The organism is Mesorhizobium sp. WSM4898, from assembly GCF_029625845.1.
Lineage (GTDB): Bacteria > Pseudomonadota > Alphaproteobacteria > Rhizobiales > Rhizobiaceae > Mesorhizobium.
In genome coordinates this window covers 128,951-146,466 of sequence record NZ_JARTVQ010000002.1, presented here as the reverse complement: position 1 = coordinate 146,466, position 17,516 = coordinate 128,951, and the positions used below count along the sequence as shown (strand labels likewise).

The following is a 17,516-nucleotide window of genomic DNA, read 5'->3' as shown; positions in this document are numbered from 1 at the left end:
CAAAGGGCAGGGCGATTTTGGGTAATAGGTCCCAAGCTAAGTCGGCAATGGTGATTGGTCGAGCAATGGTTGCCGCTTGCAAAACCACTCGCCGGCTTCGGCATCCCATGGCCAAACACCGGAGGTTGTCGGAAAGATAAGCTGCAGAATCCCGAAAACGGGCCCGTTGTAAAACCATAGGTCCCAACCGAAATATTCAGGGTAGTGGTCGGGATGGACCGCACCGAATTGACAGTCGAAGCCACCTCGCAGGAAACCCGGCGCCCGCTCTCCAACCTTGAACCTCTCGCCGCTGCGCACTCGTCGGCAATACTCGTTGCGGATGGTCTGCGAAAGCTCCGGCTTGAGCCCGATGACGACCAGCTCAGGGGCTTTGAAATTGTACTCTATCCCCACCGAGTAAGCGAATGGCGGGTGGTCGTCGTCCTCCAGCACGCAGAGAATATGACAGCCATACTCCTCCATATCGGCGAGCGTCTTAGCCTCGTCGGGATCCCTGGCTTCCCTACTCGGCATCGATCTGGTTCTGCGGCGCAGCCTTCTGGAACGCCGGCAGCGCCATGCAGGCGGCGTGGATGCGCGAGATCACCGGATAGGCCGCCATGTCGACGCCGAAGCGGGCATTGTTGGTGACCTGCGCGGCGAGGCAGATATCGGCGAGCCCCGGTGTATCGCCATGGCAGAACCTGCCGGTCTCGGGCGAGGCGGCCAGAATCTTTTCAAGCGGCTGGAAACCTTCATTCACCCAATGCCGGAACCAGTTGACGACATCCTCGTCGCCGGCGCCGAACAAGGTGCGCAGCGAGGTGAGCACGCGCAGATTGTTCACCGGATGGATGTCGCAGGCGATCATCTGCGCCAGCATCCGGACCCTGGCGCGTCCCAGCGCATCCTTGGGCAACAACGGCGGCTCGGGCTCGATCTCGTCGAGATATTCGATGATCGCCAGCGACTGGGTTAAAAGCGTTCCGTCGTCGAGCACCAGCGCCGGCACCAACCCTTGCGGATTGACCGCGAGATAGGCGGGCTCGAGATGCTCGCCATGGCGCAGATGGTGGGGCACATAGGTGTAGGCACGCCCCTTCATCTCCAGCGCGATCCGCACCCGGTATGAGGTGGAGGATCGATAATAGTTATGGAGGATGAGGTCGCTCATCGCCTCGGCTGCCCGATGGTGACCTCGACGGCGCCGATGCCGTCGACGCCACCAGTGATCTTGTCGCCCGCCTGAACCGCGCCAACGCCGGCCGGCGTGCCGGTGAAGATCAGGTCGCCGGGCTGGAGCTCGACCGACTCGCTGCAGATCGAGACGACATCGGCGACGGGCCAGATCAGCTCGGCGAGGTCGCCGTCCTGTTTTACGTCACCGTTTACAGCGAGCCAGATGCGACCCGTTTCGGGATGGCCAGACCTTGCGACCGGAAGCAGCGGGCCGCAAGGCGCGGAGAAGTCGAAGGCCTTCGACCAGTCCCAGGGGCGGGCCGCTTTCTTCGCTTGGTCCTGCAGGTCGCGGCGAGTGAGGTCCACGCCGACGCCATAGCCCCAGACATGCGCGAGCGCCTCGGTGCGAGGGATGCGGAAGCCGGCCTTGCCGATCGCCACGACCAGCTCGATCTCGTGGTGGAGATTGCCAGTCAGCGGCGGGTAGGGGATCTCGGCGCCGCTGTCGACCACGGCGTCGGCCGGCTTGGTGAAGAAGAAGGGCGGATCGCGCTCGTCATTGCCGAGTTCTCGCGCATGCGCCGCGTAGTTGCGGCCAACGCAGAAGATGCGGCGCACGGCAAACCGTTCCGCCGAGCCGGTCACCGCGACCGAAGCGATCGCGGGCGGAGGGAGGACGAAGTCTGCCATAGGCGGTCTCTGCGTTGGAAATGAATCGATCCGCACATTCGGCCGATTTCGGCAGGCGGGCAAGGCATGAGGCCACGAAACATTGCCGACCATGGCGGGTTCACCAAGCGGCGGCAGGACCCGCCGCGGCCCCTTTTTCTTTTGTGTTCGCAATCGGTTGGCAGGAACTGCCTGTGAATTCGCTGCTTCGCACTTGCACAAGATTATCCCGCACTGCAAAATAACTGCGGCGGGGAAAACGAAGCGGTTCCAGGCACGGCTATGCCGGGACCTCGAGTTGCGAGGGACGGGCATGACCGACATCTCCGCGACGGCCGGCGTCCTGCCGCGGGCCGCAGCCGACAAGGCGGCACGGGCAAGGCTGGCCTATCTCGACGGCTGGCGCGGCCTGTCGATCGCCTTCGTGCTGATCGGCCATTTCTTTCCGATTCGCGGCATCAATCTCGGCGTGCTCGGCGTCGAGTTCTTCTTCGTGCTGAGCGGCCGGCTGATGGGGGAAATCCTGTTCGTCGAGCGCTTTCCGCTGAAGAAGTTCTTCAAGCGCCGGTTCGCCCGCGTCTATCCAGCCCTGCTGGTGTTCGTGGTTGCCGTCATGATCGGGCTCTCCGGCACCTTCATTGCCTTCAAATGGAAGGCGGCGCTTACCGCGCTGACATTCACCTACAACTATGCCGGCATTCTCATCAATCGCGCGGGCGCGCTCGACCATATCTGGTCGCTTGCCATCGAGGAGCATTCTTATGTCATCCTGGCGCTGATCAGCGTGGCGGTTTCCAGGCGCGCGAATGTCGTGCGCCTGCTTGTCATGCTGTCGCTGCTCGCTATGGCCAACGGCGCTATTTCCTACTGGGTCTTCGGCATGGACTACGAAACCAGCTATTGGCGAACCGACGTGCATATCGCCTCGATCCTGCTGTCGGCGGCGATCTGCCTGCTCAAGGCCGATGGACACCTGCCGGCATTCCTCAGGAGCCGGCATCTGGCGCTGGCGGCCGCGGTCGGGGGAATCTTGCTGTTCCTCGATCCGGTGCCGACGCCCTTGCACTATCTGCTGGGCGTGCCGCTGCTGGCGCTCGCCGTCAACACGCTCGACTTCGCCGGCGGCTATCTGACCGGCCTACTGTCATCGCGGCCGATGGTGATGCTGGGGCTGTGGTCCTACTCGCTCTATCTGTGGCAGCAGCCCTTCTACAAATTCGTCCATGACCGCGACGTGGCGCCGATCCCGATGCTGGGCGCGGTCTTCGCCTGCGCCCTGGCGAGCTACTACATCGTCGAGAAACCGGCGCGCGGCTGGCTCAACCGCAATTGGTGAGGAGGTCAGGCCTTGCCGGTTTTTTGTGCGGCGAGATAGCGCCGAAGCCCGGCTTCGCCGCGAGGTGTGGTCCAGCGGTGATTCCACGCGAAAGCCGGTCTGAGCAAGGGTGCCAGGAGTTTGAGGATCGGCCTCTCCACGATGACCTGCCAGGTGAGCTTCACATGCGTTCCGCTTCCGGCTGGCGACAGCTCAGCCCGCCACAGGCCGTCGAAATCGCCGAAGGTCTTCACCACCACCAGCCGGCCAGGCTCGAGCTCCGCGGCCTCGATGATGAAGTTCAGCTCGTAGGGCAGGGCGCCTCGCGCCCTGGCTCTTGCCCGTGACCCGACGACGGCCTTGCCTTTCTTGTCGAGCGGCTCGACTTCCTTGTAGGCGTCGCCCCACCAGAGCGGCAGCAACTCGGCGTCGGACAGAACGTCCCACACTTCCTGCGGCGTGGCATCGGGAATGTTCCAACTCTCGTCGAAGCGGAAGACGTTGCTTGGCATGATGTCACGCCCCCGGCACGCGAAGACGATACATTAGCTGCAGCTTCTGTTTGTGGCCAGTGCGGCGGCCGCATGAGACCTTGTTTGGTTCATGGTTGAAAGCCTCTGGCTTCCAGGGCCATGCGCTAGTCGATCGGCTTGGCGTAGTAGCGCACCGACTTCCTGCCGCCGTGGATCACGGCATCGCCGACCTCGGCAAAGCCGAGCGCCGCGTGAAAGGCATCCGATGTGGGGTTCGGGGGATTGGCATTGACCTCGCAGGTTACGATCGTGTGGCATGCGCGCCTGACATGCGCGAACAGATCCTCGTAGACACGGCGGGCATGGCCACGGCCGCGCGCTTCGGGCGCGACCACCACCCGGTCGACATAGACGAAGCGGGGGTAGCGCTCACGAAACCAGAGGAAGTTCGGGCTTTCGTAGCTGGCATCCTGATCGAAGCACATGATGAAGGCTTCGAGCGCCCCGATGCGGCGCGTGTAGAAAGCCTGCCCGATCAGGAATGACAGGCGCTCCGGCTCCAGCCAGGACAACTCGGCGGCATGCTCGTTGTTGAGAGCGAGAATGGCGGCCTCGTCGGCAAGCGAAACGCGTTCGATCGGCGAGCAATCTTTCGACATCGTCACTTCCGGCATCAGACCCTCGCGGCCGCGATCGTTGCCGCCGCCAAGTCCTGGTCGGTCACCGTGTTGCGGTACTCGCGATCGAGATCGGTGCCGCCCATGCCGACATGCGGGTTGCGGTGGCGCATGGCGCTCGGCACGTCGGCAAGCGCGGCGAAATGCATCTCGGTCAGTCCGGTTTGCCGGCGAACCTCGCCGATATTGTCGGGCGCCAGCCCGCCGCAGCCGAGGATGATGATGCGTGCGCCGGCCTGGCGAACCAAGCGCGCGAGCAGATCGACGCCCTCCAGCGCCGTGTCGCGTTGCCCGCTGGTCAGCACGCGGCCGACCTTGCAGCGGATCAGCGCTTCGAGCGCCTCGGCCGGGTCACGCGTCATGTCGAAGGCGCGGTGGCAGGTGACATTGAGGGGACCGGCGGCGCGCACCAGTTCGCTCATTCTCGCTTCATCGATTGCGCCGACAGCGGTCAGGCAGCCGACGACGATGCCGGCCACGCCGAGATCGCGCAGCGCGCCGATATCGGCCAGCATCGATCGGTATTCCGCCTCGCTGTAGAGAAAATCGCCGCCGCGCGGGCGCACGATAACATGAAACGGGATGGTCGCACGTTCGAGGGCTACGCGCACCGTGCCGAGGCTCGGCGTAATGCCGCCTTCGACGAGGCTGGCGCAAAGCTCGACCCGGTCGGCGCCGGCGGCCTGCGCGGCAAGCAGCCCGTCAATGCCTTCGACGCAGAGTTCGATCAGGGGCCTTTGAGTGTCGGTCACCATCATCTATCCATGTTGAAGAGAAAGCGCAGCCCTAGCATTGGGGCGATCGAGGCGAAAGCCGCATCAATCGGTCCAGCAAGCGACGCGGTCACTTTGCGCTTCCGGTTTTGTTCGGCGCGCAGTTATTGATTGCTCAAGCCTTGGAGCGCCCGCCCTACCGCGGAACAGCTGAGCCCCGTTGCCTCGCTACTGCTTCAGGATTGTGTTCTTGGCGCCTTGTTCGACCTGGTCGATCACCAGCAGCTTCACCGGGTCGCTGCCGATATTGGTCGCCTGATGCCACTGGCCGATCATCTCGACGATGAAATCGCCGGTCTTGTAAGTGTTGCTGCTGCCGGTCTCGACGTTGGTGACCTTGAGGGTGCCTGCCTCGACATAGGCATAGCGCGGGAAGGGATGTTTGTGCACCGGCAGCGTCGCGCCGGGCGCGATCTGATAGGCTGAGACCTGGACCTCGACATTCTTCTGCGGCAGCTTGATCGGCTGGCCGGATGCCGTCGTCGTCTTCGACGCCAATGGCGTCACGACAACAGGTGTGGCCGAACTGTCCAGAGCGTCGGCGGTGGTTGCATAAAAAGCGGCCGCCAGCAGCAGCGCCGATGCCGGAATGTTTCGCACGATTTCCTCCCGAAATGATCGGCAAAATCGCCTAAGCGCTGTCGACTCGCAAGGAGAAAGGATTTGGGGCTTCCCGGGCTGTATGAACTATCAGCTGCCAGGTCCTTCAAATCTGCCCCCCACTTGGGTGCTGCCGCACCCAGTCCCTTGATCGACCGGAATCATCCCCTAGTTAGTTTCCCTGGCGTAGTCGCGAGTTGCCTGGGGGTGCTGCGCCGTTCTGACCGCATGCGGCGGAAGGACGGCCGGCCGAAGCGCCTTTGGAGGGTGCCGTGCGTCAATATCTGGGATCCAGCTTGGCCCATCTCGCGTTCGCGTGCTCTGTCGCGATAGCTTGCGCGGGAGCCGCGGCCGGCGGCGAGCGCGGCCAAGGTCATAACGCTGGTGGCGATCACGGGAATAGCGGCGGTCATGGCGCTGGCAGCAACAACGGTCAGCACAACGGAACTAGCGGCGATCCCGGTGGCTCCGGCGGCAGTCCGCCGTCTGACCCACCGTCCCCACCGTCTAACGATGACGGAAGCAGCCCCACCACAACCGGGTCAGTGACGTCAAGGGCGGGCGTAGCCGGCAACGGCGGAAGGTCGCTCGACCTTCCGCCCGCCCTGCTGCCCTTCGAAGACAGCGCTATTCCACTGGCAGTCCATCCAATTGAAGTGCTGCCGGGTGTCCCGGACAACATCGTTCGTGCCTGCCGTGAGGCAATCGAGCAGGCCGCAGCTCAGTTTGGCGCGACTAGTGTGCGCGTCAGCAGTGCAGGTTCCGTACGGCGGTTGAGCCGACAGAGGATATCGGCTCCCGTCCAGGTCAGCATCGACTACGGATATCAAGGCGGCGTCGAGACGCGCCAGGCGCCGGTCGGCTGCGAATTGAACGCGAAAGGCAGCGTGATCGGGCTGACATAGCGCACAGTGGGAGCCCTCGCCGTAGACGTCGAGTTCAGGCTGCCCAGCCCCGATTTTCCAGGGCAGTCGTTCCAGCTCAGTCCAACGTCGAATGGCTTGGCCGGAGGGAAAACGGAAGCGTGATGGCACGCACACGGATTTCGCGCGACGGTTTGCGAACCTTGCTGGACGTAGTCTTCTTTTGGCTGACAGCTTTCGTCTGGCCTGCGCCGGCCGATGCGCGGCCAGTGCGCGGCTTCAGCGGCGGCTCTATCTGAGCGTCGCGGCGCTGAGCCCGAAGCTTGTCATTATCGGCACGCGCGGCGGCCAGCTCGCGGGCGAAAGAAACCGTCGCTTCACGTTGCTTGTCCAGAGCCTCCTTCAGCCTCATGGCGGCCTGTCCCAAAAGTTGGCGGGCTGTGTCACGCTCGAGGCGGGCTTTGTTGAGGTTCTCTCCGACCGACACTGCTGAAGCGCGTTCTCGTTGCAGAGCCTGCGCCGTCTCGGCAGCACTCTGCTCCGCGCGCTCTTTCGCTGCGACCGCCTTGGTGCGCTCCTGTAACGCCGCGTCGCGCTCCAACCGGGCCTTGTCGAGGTCCTCCCGGGTCGCGACTGCCGAAGCGCGTTCGCGCTCCAGCGCCTGCGCCGTCTCGCTAGCAGTCTGCTCCGCACGTTCTCTCGCCGCGACAGCCCTGTCTCGCTCCTGCAACGCCGCATCGCGCTCCAGCCGGGCTTTGTCGAGGTCCTCACGGGCCGCGACTGCCGAAGCGCGTTCGCGCTCCAGCGCCTGCGCTGTTTCAGTGGCAGCCTGCTCGGCATGCACTTTCGCCGAGACAGCCTTCGCTCGCTTCTGCTCAGCCGCGTCGCGCTCGAGGCGGGCTCTGGTGACGTCCTCTTGGGCCGATATTGCTGAAGCGCGTTCGCGTTCCAGAGCCTGCGCCGTCTTGGCGGCAGTCTGCTCGGCACGCTCTTTGGCTAAGACGGCCTTGGCTCGCTCCTGTTCGGCCGCGTCGCGCTCGAGCCGGGCTTTGTCGAGGTCCGCACGGGCCGCGACTGCTGAAGCCTGTTCCCGCGCCAATGCCTGCGCCGTCTCGGCAGCAGTCTGCTCAACCCTTGCTCGCGTCGCGGCGGCACCGGTCCGTTCCCGCTCAGCCGTGTCCGCGATCGCGGCCTTGGACTGCTCCATTTCAGCGATGTCGCCACGAAGGTCCTCCGACTTCCGGCGCTCCTCGTCAAGCATCCCGCTCGCTTGCGCCAGCGAAGCCTCGGCTTTGGCGCGATCCCCGGCGGCTTTGGCTTCCAGCTGTTCAATTTGCGCTCGCGCTTGCGCTAGGTCGCGCGCCATCTGTTCGGTTCGCTCCCGTTCGAGGCGAGCAGCGGGCATCTGTATAAAGACATGGTCGATGGTTTCGCTGATCCGCGCGCGGATATCTTGCGCAATCCACCGCAATGCCTCGAGCGTGCGGGCTGCCACAAGTTCGTTGCGCAAACGCTCCTCGCTGGCGTCGTCCGCGGCTGCCATGCTTGTCTTCAGCACCTCGATCTGCTTGCGCGTCTCAGCGAGCGCACTCTCCAGAGAGGCACTCCTGGCGCGCTCCTCCTCCATCGCTCGGTGCTCCTGGCCAGCCAATTCCGTTGCTGCTGCTGCCTGAGCACGAGCTGCCTCGACCTGTGCTTCGGCAGCGGTGAGATCCGGTTTGGGCAATTCGCCGTTCGTGGGTGCGTCGGTTGATGCCGTGCTGGCAGGAATCTCCAAGCGGTGTGAAAGATCGGGAAGGGAGTAGCTATCGGCCCGCGAAACAGCGGGGGCGCTTTCGACCGGCTTTTGTCTCGTCAACGCATAGCCAAGCGGCACGGCCAGACAAATTGCGGCGACGCTCAAGCGTAACAAGGGGCTCGTCGGCCTGCGAACACGGGGAGGTAAGGCCATGGCGAAGCTTGTCGCCGGAGCGAAAGCATCGGGCAGGTCCTCGCGCGAGTTCTCGCCCGCTTCGGGCGTCGTGTTGAGATAATCCTTTCGCACCCCGGACTTACCGGAGTTTAGACCCTGAACATCCGGGGCCGGGGGCACGGCGGCCCGGGAAGAAGCCGGCTTGGCTGCAAGATTGCGTGGGCGATCCCAGGCCCAAGAAGCCTCATCGAGGGGAATAGGCGTGCTTTCGCTCAGGTAGCCATACTGGTGACGCCGTCTCGCTGCGATGAGGATACGCCGGACCACAAGGAAGAAGCCTACCAATACAAATATTGTCATCCCGCCCAGGAGAGCGAGACCTGTGTCGTCTGCGTAAAACCCGGCAAGATCTGACATCGCCGTACCTGCGCGGTTTCCGATGTAACTTTAAGCTCGTGAAGCGGTGTGTGGCTCCTCGCCCTGGCTAACTTTGCTGCTGCCTTCGAAGCTGTCACCGCTTCGGCCCCAGTACTGGGGGAATTTTGTCGATGCATGGCTGGGCGCCGGTCGAAAGCCAGCTCGCGCCTCTCCATCCTCAACGTCCCGGGGAGTTCTCCCACGGTGCGCGCCATGCCACCATTTCGGAGTCTGGACGCTCCATCGTAAAGTTTAAGCTAGGTCACAGACCTCGGTGGTCAACCATCTGGGCGACAGTTCGGCCATGCAAAATGGCCATCGCGGTGCCCGGCACGAGCGCCAAGACTCCCGCGGCTACCTCATCAAGCTCGACGAACTGCTGACGATGCCGAAATCGGCAGGCCATTTGGTCCTGCTGCCGAGAGAGGATCTGGCACTTGGCGGATCTCAGTAGATCGTCATGAGGATCGGGAGGTAACTGCCTGCTCGCAATTGTTCGATTGCTTCGATGGCGGGATAGGCTGCGGGGAAGTACAGTCCATCCTGGAAGTTGCGCTTGAGCGCTTTCGGGGAGAAGACAACTTCGGCAGAGTCCGTATATTGGGACAGTTTCGGCCAGAACAGCGGCGTACAGCGCGCATAGGAATCGTATTGCGAGCCGAAGATCGTCTTCAGGTGTTCGGCCTCCTTGGCTGCCGTGATGACCAAGATCCAATAGCTGAAAAATCCCAGCGCCAGAGCGACGGCGATCGATCCATGGATCAATCCGATTCCAGCTGCTCCAAGCGTAGAAAAGAGATAGAGCGGGTTTCTGGTCAACGAGTAGGGGCCGGAGGTAATCAACTCCAGATTCTTCTTTGAACCGATATAGAGAATGCTCCACATCCTGCCAATGAAGCAGGTGAGGACCAGGCCGAGACCCGCCATCTGGATCAGCTCATGTGCGCCCCCACCCAATCCGGGGTGCGAAAACAGGATAACAGTTGCGGCAACCAGCCCCGCTGCCCGAGCGGCGTTTATCCGCATCCTTTGATTGACTGGTTGAACTCTCATCGAGGCCCCCGGGAATGAAGAGGCCGCGTTTCTGGGCTCCGCATTTTGACGGCACCCCCCGATATGCGGCTCGCTTGCGCTTGCCAGGCTTTGCTGGCCGTGCGGTTGAACAGGAGGGATATCGATCATTGGATCGTCTCCTCGGTAAGCTGAAGGAAGACGTCCTGGAGCCGCCCGCTCTCGGCCTCGAAGGCGAGGATCGGCATCTCGGCGCGGATCAGGACGTTCGGGATTTCGTTGTTGAGCTGGCGGCTTGGAGGTGTTTTCGTCGGATCAAGAAGCTCGACGCGCAGCCAGCCCGCGTCTCCATTGACAAAATGTCCCGTGATAGGCTGCAGAATGGTCGTCAGGATGCGGATGGAGGTCGGTTCTGTGTCGATCGTTCCCCCTGCGCGCCGGCCGGGTTCTTGGCTTCCTCGGCCCAAACGGCGCTGCAGGCAAAACGCCTTTCGTGACCCATAGGACTTGTTAGGGTCTTCGGGCGCGAAGACGTGAGCAGATGAGCCGGGCGCTACGGCGACACTTCCGCGAGACATTCAGTGCAGGCTCCCTCGTGCCTGCCAGCACGCTTTCAGGTTGACGCGCCTATTTATCGCTGCGGTCGTTAGGCTTTACGATTCGGCAGTTGAGCTGACTCGCTTGCGACGGGATTACCCCTTTTTGCGAAGGGGCCTCGTCCGTGATGTCCGACATCAACGCCAGAGTGGGCTTAACCGACAGCGGGATTTCGGCTCATTGTAGCGCTTGAAGGAAGTCGTCGCCGAGCAGGCGCTGGAGCTGCGGCCGCAAAAGAGCATGATCGCGACGGGAGCGACGACCGGAACGGCGCCACCTCACGCTGGGGTCCGGAACCTCGGGTGAGCCGCTACGGCTTTCGGTTAGGCCGGCAAAGCCGATTTGGGCTATCGGTCCGCCGGCGCGCTTTGTCCTATCTTGGGTTTCCAACGTCGGGCAACGGTCGCACTGGCTCCCTTAGCCAGCCTACGCTCCGCTGGCGCGGCGGGTCGGTTGCGCAACACTTGTCAACTTGATGGGTCGCAGTGCTGCAGGCGAAGCTCGCGCAAATACGTACAAACCGCACACCGCCAGCAGAGCCATAAGCAAGGAGTACGCGAACTCGGCCCCCGGCAGAGGCGGCAAGCGGCACTGCGTGCTTGTCTGGTCGAGTCCAGTGTTGGTGCTCCGATGAGATCATATGAAGGAGGTCTCCCATGAAACCTGCTGGTTACTACCTAGCGCCCGGCGCGTTCGTCCTCGTGCTTGCCGGGGCGACCGGCGCGTCGGCCGCGGAACAGCCGATCGCCTGCAAGAAGGTGCCGTTGGTGGTGCGGGACATGTTCCACAAGGATTTTCCCGTCGCCAAGGTCAAGGCATGCGCCCGCGAGGTCGAGAACGGAGAACTGGTTTTCGAGATAGCAAGCGTCGAGGGCGCAATGACGCGCGATGTGCTCTACCATAAAGACGGCAAGGTCATCGTCGTCGAGGAATCAATTCCGATGGAAGCGGTGCCTCAATCGGTGCGTGCGGCCGTTGATACGAAATTCGCAGGTGGAAAGATCAAGCTTGCGGAGAAGCTGATGCGCGACGGCAAGGTGAGTTACGAGTTCCAGATAAGCTACAAGGGCAAGAACGTTCAGCCCGTCTTCGATCCGGATGGAAAGGAAGTGAAGGGCTGATGGGCGAAACTCTTGCACTGAAGGGTCGCTGACATAGCTTCAATCAGCCTGAGAGAAGAAACAAGTCCGGCGCAGGCAGACGGGCTTGCGGACCTCACTCGAGTTCAGCAGAAGGCAGCCGTCAACAAGCGTCGGACATTCGGACGATCGAGCCTACCTGCCTAACTTCACGTGTCCACCGAACTGGAGCGTCGCGCGCACACTGAAGGTGTGCGTTCTCTCGTCCTCAGCATTCTCCGCGAATGTGTAGCCGGCGCCGAGGTTCCATTTCGCCGCGCCGGACGGCGCGTCTTCTTCTTCCCCAGACGCGTAAATCACTTCGAAATTCGCCAATTGCTCGCGGGTGTCCGGGCCGTCGGCGACAAAGTTCCGCTGATGCGTGTAGGTGGCTATGTAGGTCATAGGTTGCACTTCCAGCGCGACAGAGCCGGTGAGAAGCAGAGCGTCGTCCGGACCGCCGTCGAAATGCTTGAGGTAGGCCGATTCGCCGAGAAGCCTCAGTGTGTTCCCGTTAAGGTCGAAGCTTCCAGTGGCGGCAGCAAGGTAGGCCAATTCATTGCCGGTCCCCGGCAGCGGTTCCTCTTCTTCTTCCTCCTCCTCCCCTGTGTCGGCGGACAGCCCGGGCTTCTGGTATCGGATGCCAAGGCGATAGCCGAATTCACCGTCCTTGTAACAATCGCCCTTTTCCGCCCCTTTGCAGCCATCAAGGGTAACCGAGAATGAGGATAAACCGGTGGTGTTGCCGGCACCGCCATCCGCCAGCGCGAGCCGTCCACGGTTGGTAAAGAGCGACTCGCTGAGGAACGTCCGGTCGGTCGTGAATACCGTCGCGGCCAGGGCATTGTTCAGCCCAAAGCCCTCGAAGCCAACAACAGCTTCGCCACCCAGACGTTCGTCAGCGTCAAAAACAGACGCCAGATCCGGGGCGTGTATCCCCGGCAGGGCTTCGCTGGCCAGGCTGAACACCGTGTCGAACTTTCCGACCCTCACGGTCAGGGGATCGACCTTAGCGAGGGCGTAGAGTTCACCAACATAGGTGCCGATCCCTTGAAAGGCCGCATTCTCCCCGGGTTCCGGGTCGACCACGGGCTCGGTAATGATGGCACTCACGAACCGAAGATAATCCGTCGGCGCGTAAAAAAGATCGAGCTCGAACTTCGGAAACAGCACATTGGATCTCAGGAAAGACGGATGTGCGCCAAATATCCAGTCGTTCTGCAGCTCCGCGGTAGCCTCGTACCCCGCGCAGGGCGCAGCGCATTCTTCGGCCAGAGCCGGTATCGTTTCTTCGGCCAGAGCCCGCTCGTGCTCCTCCGCCAGTGTCGAAGCCGAAGAGTACAGCAGCCCTATGCCACTAAGCGCTAAGATAAAAAGGCGAATGACCGGCGAGCCCCCATGAGATGCACCACGCGTCGATGATATCCGATGGTTCCACTGTGGCAACTGCGATTTCGTCATTTTGTCCCTGACAAATGCGACTTGTCCCATACAAACGCAAACGTGTCGCATCTCTACAACACTTCTTTGCTATTCCGCGCCCGGTACGCTCGCCGAGAACTGCCGGCGCAGCAAATGGGCAATCCCGCTTCGCCTTCCTCGAATCCTTATCCACATGGCATTAAACGGACCGAGGCAAATTGCGCCACAGAACGTCCAGCCTTTTGCTGGAGACAGACACACGCGCACACAACCGACGCGAGCACTCACGCGTGAGTCGCTATCATAATAAATTTGTATGAACTATTTCTCTACTCCGAAAGTTAGAGACCGTCGGATATACGGTAAAAGCGCCTTGCAATATTGATTAATTATGCGGCGCCCTCCCGCATGATACGCTTTGGCACTGTCTCTGATCTGTCGCAGGCGCGCTTTCGTGCGCCCGCGGAATCGTGGGGGATTGCCGTGCTGCAAACGCTCGTCAAGCTGAGTCTCGAATTTCGGCATCTGGTCATAGCCGCCGCGATACTTCTGGTAGCGGCGGGTGCCGTTCTTCTTCCCAAAGCCAAAACCGATGCTCTTCCCGAGTTCGGGGCGCCGGTCGTGGAGGTGCAGACCGAGGCGCTCGGCTTGTCGACAGGCGAAGTAGAAAGCCTGGTGACCATCAATCTCGAAGAGATTCTGACCGCGACGCCCTTCCTCAAATCAATTCATTCCAAGTCGGTGCCGGGGATGGCTTCGGTGTTGCTCACCTTCGAGCCCGGCATGGATCCAATGAAAGCCCGACAAATGGTGCAGGAGCGTCTTACGATGGCTTGGGCCCTGCCCAATGTCTCGAAGCCGCCCACCATGCTGCAGCCGAAGTCGGCGGCAGGCCGCGCCATGATCGTCGGACTATCGTCCAAGACCGTGTCGCTGATCGACATGTCGGTGCTGGCCCGGTGGACGATGACGCCGAAGCTGCTCAGCGTGCCGGGCGTCGCCAACGTCGCGATCTGGGGCCAGCGCGCTCGCCAGCTTCAGGTGCAAATCGAACCTCAGCGCCTCGAATCGGCAGGCGTCTCGCTCGATGAAGCCGTAGAGAGCGCCGGGGATTCGCTCTGGGTCTCGCCGCTCAGTTATCTGGAAGCGTCAGTACTCGGAAGCGGAGGCTGGATCGACACGCCGAACCAGAGGCTCGGCATCCAGCATGTGCAACCGATCAGCAAGGCCAGCGACCTGACGAAGGTTGCTGTCCCGTCTTCCGCGCTCAGGCTAGGAGACGTGGCCGAGGTCGTCGAAGGCCATCCGCCGCTGATCGGCGATGCGATGATCAACGGACAGCCTGGCCTCATCCTCGTCGTCGAGAAGCTTCCCAACGTCGACACCAAAGCGGTCGTAGCGGGGGTCGAAGCTGCGCTCGCGGAGTTGAGCCAAGGCATGCCGGGCATCGACATCGACGCCTCCCTCTACCGCGCCTCCGACTATGTCGACAGCGCCTTGGCCAATCTGGTCCGGATGGTGATCGCCGCCATGGTGGTCGTGTCCGTAGCCCTCTTCCTGTCCTTGACGCCGGTCGGCACGGCGAGCGTCGCCGTCGTCGCGATCGTCCTGTCGTATGTCGCGGCACTTGTCGCTCTCTATTTCAGCAGCCCGATCTTCAACCTGATCCACCTGGCCGGCCTCGCGGCCGCGCTTTCCCTCGTGGTCGACACTGCGGTAGTGGCTGCCGAGGCCCTCGGGCGACGCCTTCGCGCCGGTGGCGGCCGTCCGCTCGCCGCGCCTCTATTCGATGCGATCGGCGAAATCGGCAAGCCAATGATCTATGCAGCGGTGATCGGTCTGCTGGCGGTCGCTCCGATACTCGGACTCGACGGCGAAACCGCGGCATTCTTCCGGCCGCTGGCTCAGGCCTATGGCGTCACGGTGGCCGCTGCCATGGTCGTCGTGCTCTTGGCGGCGCCCGCCCTCGCGATGGTTTTTTTTCGTTCGGGCAGCGCAGCAGGAAACAGGTCCGAACCTGTGGTGGCGCGGCTGTTCGGTGCGGCCTATGGGCGGCTGCTGGGGAGGTTCTCGGCGACGACCGGTCCTGCCTATGCGATCGTGGGTCTCGGAGCGTTGGCGCTACTCGCGGCGACGCCCGCCCTGAAGTGGTCGCCGTCGCCGTCCTTTGACGAAGGCACCGTCCGCGTTTCGTTCAAGGCCGCGCCGGGTGCATCCTTGCCCGCCATGATCCGCACGATGGCGCGACTGGAATCCGAAGTCCGCGCAATCGATGGAGTCAGCTCTGTCGCTGGCCATCTCGGCAGGGCCATCACGGGCGACCAGGTCACCGGCATCGAATCCGGGCAGCTCTGGATTGGACTCGACGAGCGGGGGAACCGAGCCGCCGCACTGTCGCAAATTCGCGACACGATGGAAGGCTTCGCGGACCTCGAGGTGAAGGTTGAAGGCTATCTGGCCAGTACGGCCGGGCGGATCTTCGCCGACGCCGGCGAACCAGTGGTGGTCCGCATCGAAGGGGCCGAGACGGCCGTGCTTGAAGAGCAGGCAAAGCTCGTCGCGGCGAGAATCGCCGCCGTTGACGGCATCAACTCCGTACGCATCGACAAGAACGCTTTCTCGCCCGAAATCGAGGTCAAGGTCGACGTTGCGGAGGCTGCCGCACGTGGACTGAAACCGGGAGACATCCGGCGCGCGGCAGCGACGGTCTTCGCCGGGCTCGAGGTTGGCAATCTGTTCGAGCAGCAAAAGGTCTTCGAAGTGGTCGTTTGGGGGGCTCCCAACGCACGAAGCAGCATCGCCGACGTCGAGAATCTTCTGATCGAAACGCCTGATCGCCCGCATACACGCCTTGGCGATATCGCCGAGGTGCGGATGGTGCCGCAGTTGAGCACCATCGAGCGTGACGGCGTCACGCGCAGCATGGACGTTCACGCCAGCGTCGCAGGCCGCAGCGTCACGGCAGTGGCGGAAGATGTGGCGGCAGAGCTCAAGAAGGTGCAGCTCCCCTTCGAATACCATGCCTACGTTCGGGGCGAGTATGCCGAGAGCCGTGCAGCCATGCTGCAGGTGACGCTCTTCGCAGCGTCGGCGGCAATCCTGATCTTTTTCCTGCTGCAGGCGGCGCTGCAAAGCTGGCGACTGGCGATCGGCATGTTCCTTTCGCTGGTGGCAGTGTCGGGTGGCGTCGCGGCGATCCTCGTGGCGGTAACGGGCACCGTTTCGGTTGGGGCGCTTGCCGGACTTCTCGCCGTCCTCGGGCTTGCACTCCGCAACGGTCTGGTTCTGGCCAGCCGCGTCGATCAGACCGGGGAGGGTGACGAATCCTGGCCGGACCGTGTCGCGGCGGCCGCGCGCGAGCGCTTCGCGCCCATGCTGACGAGCACGCTGGTCACCTGCCTCGCCTTCGTTCCCGCAGTGGTCATGGGCAGCGCCGCCGGTCTGGAGATTTTGCATCCAATGGGATGGGTCGTGATCGCAGGCGCAGTCATTTCAGTCCTGATCAATCTGTTCGTCCTACCGGCCATGATGCTCCATTCCGGCCCGGTTTCACGACGCCTTGGAGGAGTTGCACATGCTTCGCAATAGGCTTTTTCTTAAGTCATCCCTCGTCGCCGGTGTGGCTTTCGTCGTGGTTGCCACGGGACCCCTCGCGGCCGCGGAGTCGCCCGCAGGCGCGCCTGCCAAGCTGGTAGAGGTCGCAGGTTCCCCATTTCCACGCGTGGTTCTGACCGAACAGGCTGCCAAACGACTGAGCATCCAGACCGAAGCGCTGCGGGAGGAGACGGCCAAGCGGTGGATGATGATGAACGCCCAGGTCGAGATTGCGAGCGGTGAACCGTCGGTGAATGCAATTACGGAGACGGCTTCCATCGCGCCGGCCGGTGAAAGCGGCCAAGCACGGCAATCCCTGATCAAGGTGCCTGTGGACGCGGCGAGCCAGATGTTGATCGCGGTTGTCGACGACGAGGATGACGAGGACGAGACCGGCGACCACGACGAGTTTGCCGAGATTTTCGGCGTCGCCAACCCGGCGGACGAGGATAAGGACGGTCTAGTGGTCGTGCTGCTGACCGGCCAAGGCCGCTCCGGTAAATATTACACGGCGCGGCCGGTGGCGGTGAAGGACCGGGACGACGGGCGGTTCTTTGAATTCCTCGAGGCAAGCAGCGGCGTCAAGCCAGGCGATCATGCGTTCGTGGCGATGAAGGCGCCGGAGAGCGGCAGCATGGCGAAGATCGTGCCCTACTCGTCGGTTGTCTATGACGAGCACGGGGACAGCTGGCTCTACTCCAATCCGGAGCCGCTCGTCTTCGTCCGCCAAAAAGTGGCTGTCGAGCGCGTCCTTGGCGACATAGCAGTGCTGTCGGACGGACCAGCGCGCGGTACGCCGGTCGTGTCGGTCGGCGCGGTCGAGCTGATGGGGGTTGAATTGAAGTTTGGCGGCCACTGAGCGGGCGTGAAAGACATTCCGTCGCTTGCGAACGCCTGAGTTAGCCGGCCTCCAA

General features: G+C 62.6%; 16 protein-coding genes. 6 read left to right on the top strand and 10 right to left on the bottom strand.

Going from position 1 to position 17,516, the window contains the following annotated elements; translation table 11 throughout:
* Nucleotides 1-36: 36 nt before the first annotated feature.
* Genes P9228_RS08175 through P9228_RS08165 form a run of 3 tightly spaced genes read right to left on the bottom strand, consistent with a single transcriptional unit; the run spans nucleotide 37 to nucleotide 1,851 of the window.
* The gene (locus P9228_RS08175; RefSeq protein WP_278052977.1) at nucleotides 37-516 is read right to left on the bottom strand and encodes a DUF4262 domain-containing protein; all 480 of its coding nucleotides are present in this window, start codon (nucleotides 514-516) and stop codon (nucleotides 37-39) included.
* A complete protein-coding gene (maiA, locus tag P9228_RS08170; RefSeq protein ID WP_127404049.1) occupies nucleotides 506-1,156 on the bottom strand; it encodes a maleylacetoacetate isomerase in 651 nt (216 codons plus the stop codon). The genes P9228_RS08175 and maiA overlap by 11 nt, the downstream gene beginning before the upstream one ends.
* Entirely contained in the window at nucleotides 1,153-1,851 is a 699-nt protein-coding gene (locus P9228_RS08165; protein WP_095825631.1) for a fumarylacetoacetate hydrolase family protein, read from the bottom strand. Before P9228_RS08165 ends, maiA begins: the two co-directional genes overlap by 4 nt.
* Nucleotides 1,852-2,143: 292 nt before the next feature.
* Between P9228_RS08165 and P9228_RS08160 the strand changes: the two genes are divergently transcribed.
* Complete coding sequence (locus P9228_RS08160) at nucleotides 2,144-3,166, top strand: acyltransferase (protein WP_127245672.1); 1,023 nt, start codon at nucleotides 2,144-2,146, stop codon at nucleotides 3,164-3,166.
* Between the two features lie 5 nt (nucleotides 3,167-3,171).
* Here the strand turns inward: P9228_RS08160 and P9228_RS08155 are convergent, their stop codons facing one another.
* The 5 genes from P9228_RS08155 to P9228_RS08135 form a co-directional block, all read right to left on the bottom strand.
* Nucleotides 3,172-3,657 (bottom strand): SRPBCC family protein, encoded by a 486-nt coding sequence (locus P9228_RS08155; RefSeq protein ID WP_095778449.1) that lies wholly within the window; start codon nucleotides 3,655-3,657, stop codon nucleotides 3,172-3,174.
* A gap of 125 nt (nucleotides 3,658-3,782) precedes the next feature.
* Nucleotides 3,783-4,277, bottom strand: coding sequence for a GNAT family N-acetyltransferase (locus P9228_RS08150; RefSeq protein WP_278054027.1), 495 nt, complete (start codon nucleotides 4,275-4,277; stop codon nucleotides 3,783-3,785).
* A gap of 14 nt (nucleotides 4,278-4,291) precedes the next feature.
* Nucleotides 4,292-5,050: a copper homeostasis protein CutC gene (locus P9228_RS08145; protein ID WP_278052976.1), complete on the bottom strand. Its 759-nt coding sequence runs from the start codon at nucleotides 5,048-5,050 to the stop codon at nucleotides 4,292-4,294.
* 186 nt (nucleotides 5,051-5,236) lie between these two features.
* Nucleotides 5,237-5,668: a cupin domain-containing protein gene (locus tag P9228_RS08140; protein ID WP_067329481.1), complete on the bottom strand. Its 432-nt coding sequence runs from the start codon at nucleotides 5,666-5,668 to the stop codon at nucleotides 5,237-5,239.
* 981 nt (nucleotides 5,669-6,649) lie between these two features.
* The gene (locus P9228_RS08135; protein ID WP_278052975.1) at nucleotides 6,650-8,575 is read right to left on the bottom strand and encodes a hypothetical protein; all 1,926 of its coding nucleotides are present in this window, start codon (nucleotides 8,573-8,575) and stop codon (nucleotides 6,650-6,652) included.
* Nucleotides 8,576-9,134: 559 nt separating this feature from the next.
* Between P9228_RS08135 and P9228_RS08130 the strand changes: the two genes are divergently transcribed.
* Entirely contained in the window at nucleotides 9,135-9,314 is a 180-nt protein-coding gene (locus P9228_RS08130; protein ID WP_127240287.1) for a hypothetical protein, read from the top strand.
* On the opposite strand, the gene P9228_RS08125 is transcribed toward P9228_RS08130, so the two are convergent.
* A complete protein-coding gene (locus tag P9228_RS08125; protein ID WP_278052974.1) occupies nucleotides 9,308-10,042 on the bottom strand; it encodes an isoprenylcysteine carboxylmethyltransferase family protein in 735 nt (244 codons plus the stop codon). The two genes, P9228_RS08130 and P9228_RS08125, sit on opposite strands and share 7 nt — an antisense overlap.
* On the opposite strand from P9228_RS08125, the gene P9228_RS08120 reads away from it, so the two are divergent.
* Together P9228_RS08120 and P9228_RS08115 are read left to right on the top strand one after the other, a co-directional pair.
* Complete coding sequence (locus tag P9228_RS08120; RefSeq protein WP_278052973.1) at nucleotides 10,042-10,368, top strand: hypothetical protein; 327 nt, start codon at nucleotides 10,042-10,044, stop codon at nucleotides 10,366-10,368. The genes P9228_RS08125 and P9228_RS08120 overlap by 1 nt on opposite strands.
* Before the next feature lie 756 nt (nucleotides 10,369-11,124).
* Nucleotides 11,125-11,589, top strand: coding sequence for a hypothetical protein (locus P9228_RS08115; RefSeq protein WP_127240283.1), 465 nt, complete (start codon nucleotides 11,125-11,127; stop codon nucleotides 11,587-11,589).
* A gap of 153 nt (nucleotides 11,590-11,742) precedes the next feature.
* Here P9228_RS08115 and P9228_RS08110 read toward each other — a convergent pair whose 3' ends face one another.
* Nucleotides 11,743-13,047 (bottom strand): hypothetical protein, encoded by a 1,305-nt coding sequence (locus P9228_RS08110; protein ID WP_278052972.1) that lies wholly within the window; start codon nucleotides 13,045-13,047, stop codon nucleotides 11,743-11,745.
* A gap of 369 nt (nucleotides 13,048-13,416) precedes the next feature.
* Between P9228_RS08110 and P9228_RS08105 the strand changes: the two genes are divergently transcribed.
* Together P9228_RS08105 and P9228_RS08100 are read left to right on the top strand one after the other, a co-directional pair.
* Entirely contained in the window at nucleotides 13,417-16,596 is a 3,180-nt protein-coding gene (locus P9228_RS08105; RefSeq protein ID WP_278052971.1) for an efflux RND transporter permease subunit, read from the top strand.
* On the top strand, nucleotides 16,583-17,461 hold the full coding sequence (locus P9228_RS08100) for a hypothetical protein (RefSeq protein ID WP_127245666.1): 879 nt from the start codon (nucleotides 16,583-16,585) through the stop codon (nucleotides 17,459-17,461). Before P9228_RS08105 ends, P9228_RS08100 begins: the two co-directional genes overlap by 14 nt.
* Nucleotides 17,462-17,516 lie beyond the last annotated feature (55 nt).

What these genes read in the sequence shown, in the direction of transcription:
- P9228_RS08100 (WP_127245666.1), top strand. Translation starts at nt 16,583, where the DNA reads ATGCTTCGCAATAGGCTTTTTCTTAAGTCATCCCTCGTCGCCGGTGTG.
- P9228_RS08160 (WP_127245672.1), top strand. Translation starts at nt 2,144, where the DNA reads ATGACCGACATCTCCGCGACGGCCGGCGTCCTGCCGCGGGCCGCAGCC.
- P9228_RS08110 (WP_278052972.1), bottom strand. Translation starts at nt 13,047, where the DNA reads ATGACGAAATCGCAGTTGCCACAGTGGAACCATCGGATATCATCGACG.
- P9228_RS08145 (WP_278052976.1), bottom strand. Translation starts at nt 5,050, where the DNA reads ATGGTGACCGACACTCAAAGGCCCCTGATCGAACTCTGCGTCGAAGGC.
- maiA (WP_127404049.1), bottom strand. Translation starts at nt 1,156, where the DNA reads ATGAGCGACCTCATCCTCCATAACTATTATCGATCCTCCACCTCATAC.
- P9228_RS08175 (WP_278052977.1), bottom strand. Translation starts at nt 516, where the DNA reads ATGCCGAGTAGGGAAGCCAGGGATCCCGACGAGGCTAAGACGCTCGCC.
- P9228_RS08165 (WP_095825631.1), bottom strand. Translation starts at nt 1,851, where the DNA reads ATGGCAGACTTCGTCCTCCCTCCGCCCGCGATCGCTTCGGTCGCGGTG.
- P9228_RS08105 (WP_278052971.1), top strand. Translation starts at nt 13,417, where the DNA reads ATGATACGCTTTGGCACTGTCTCTGATCTGTCGCAGGCGCGCTTTCGT.
- P9228_RS08125 (WP_278052974.1), bottom strand. Translation starts at nt 10,042, where the DNA reads ATGATCGATATCCCTCCTGTTCAACCGCACGGCCAGCAAAGCCTGGCA.
- P9228_RS08115 (WP_127240283.1), top strand. Translation starts at nt 11,125, where the DNA reads ATGAAACCTGCTGGTTACTACCTAGCGCCCGGCGCGTTCGTCCTCGTG.
- P9228_RS08155 (WP_095778449.1), bottom strand. Translation starts at nt 3,657, where the DNA reads ATGCCAAGCAACGTCTTCCGCTTCGACGAGAGTTGGAACATTCCCGAT.
- P9228_RS08150 (WP_278054027.1), bottom strand. Translation starts at nt 4,277, where the DNA reads ATGTCGAAAGATTGCTCGCCGATCGAACGCGTTTCGCTTGCCGACGAG.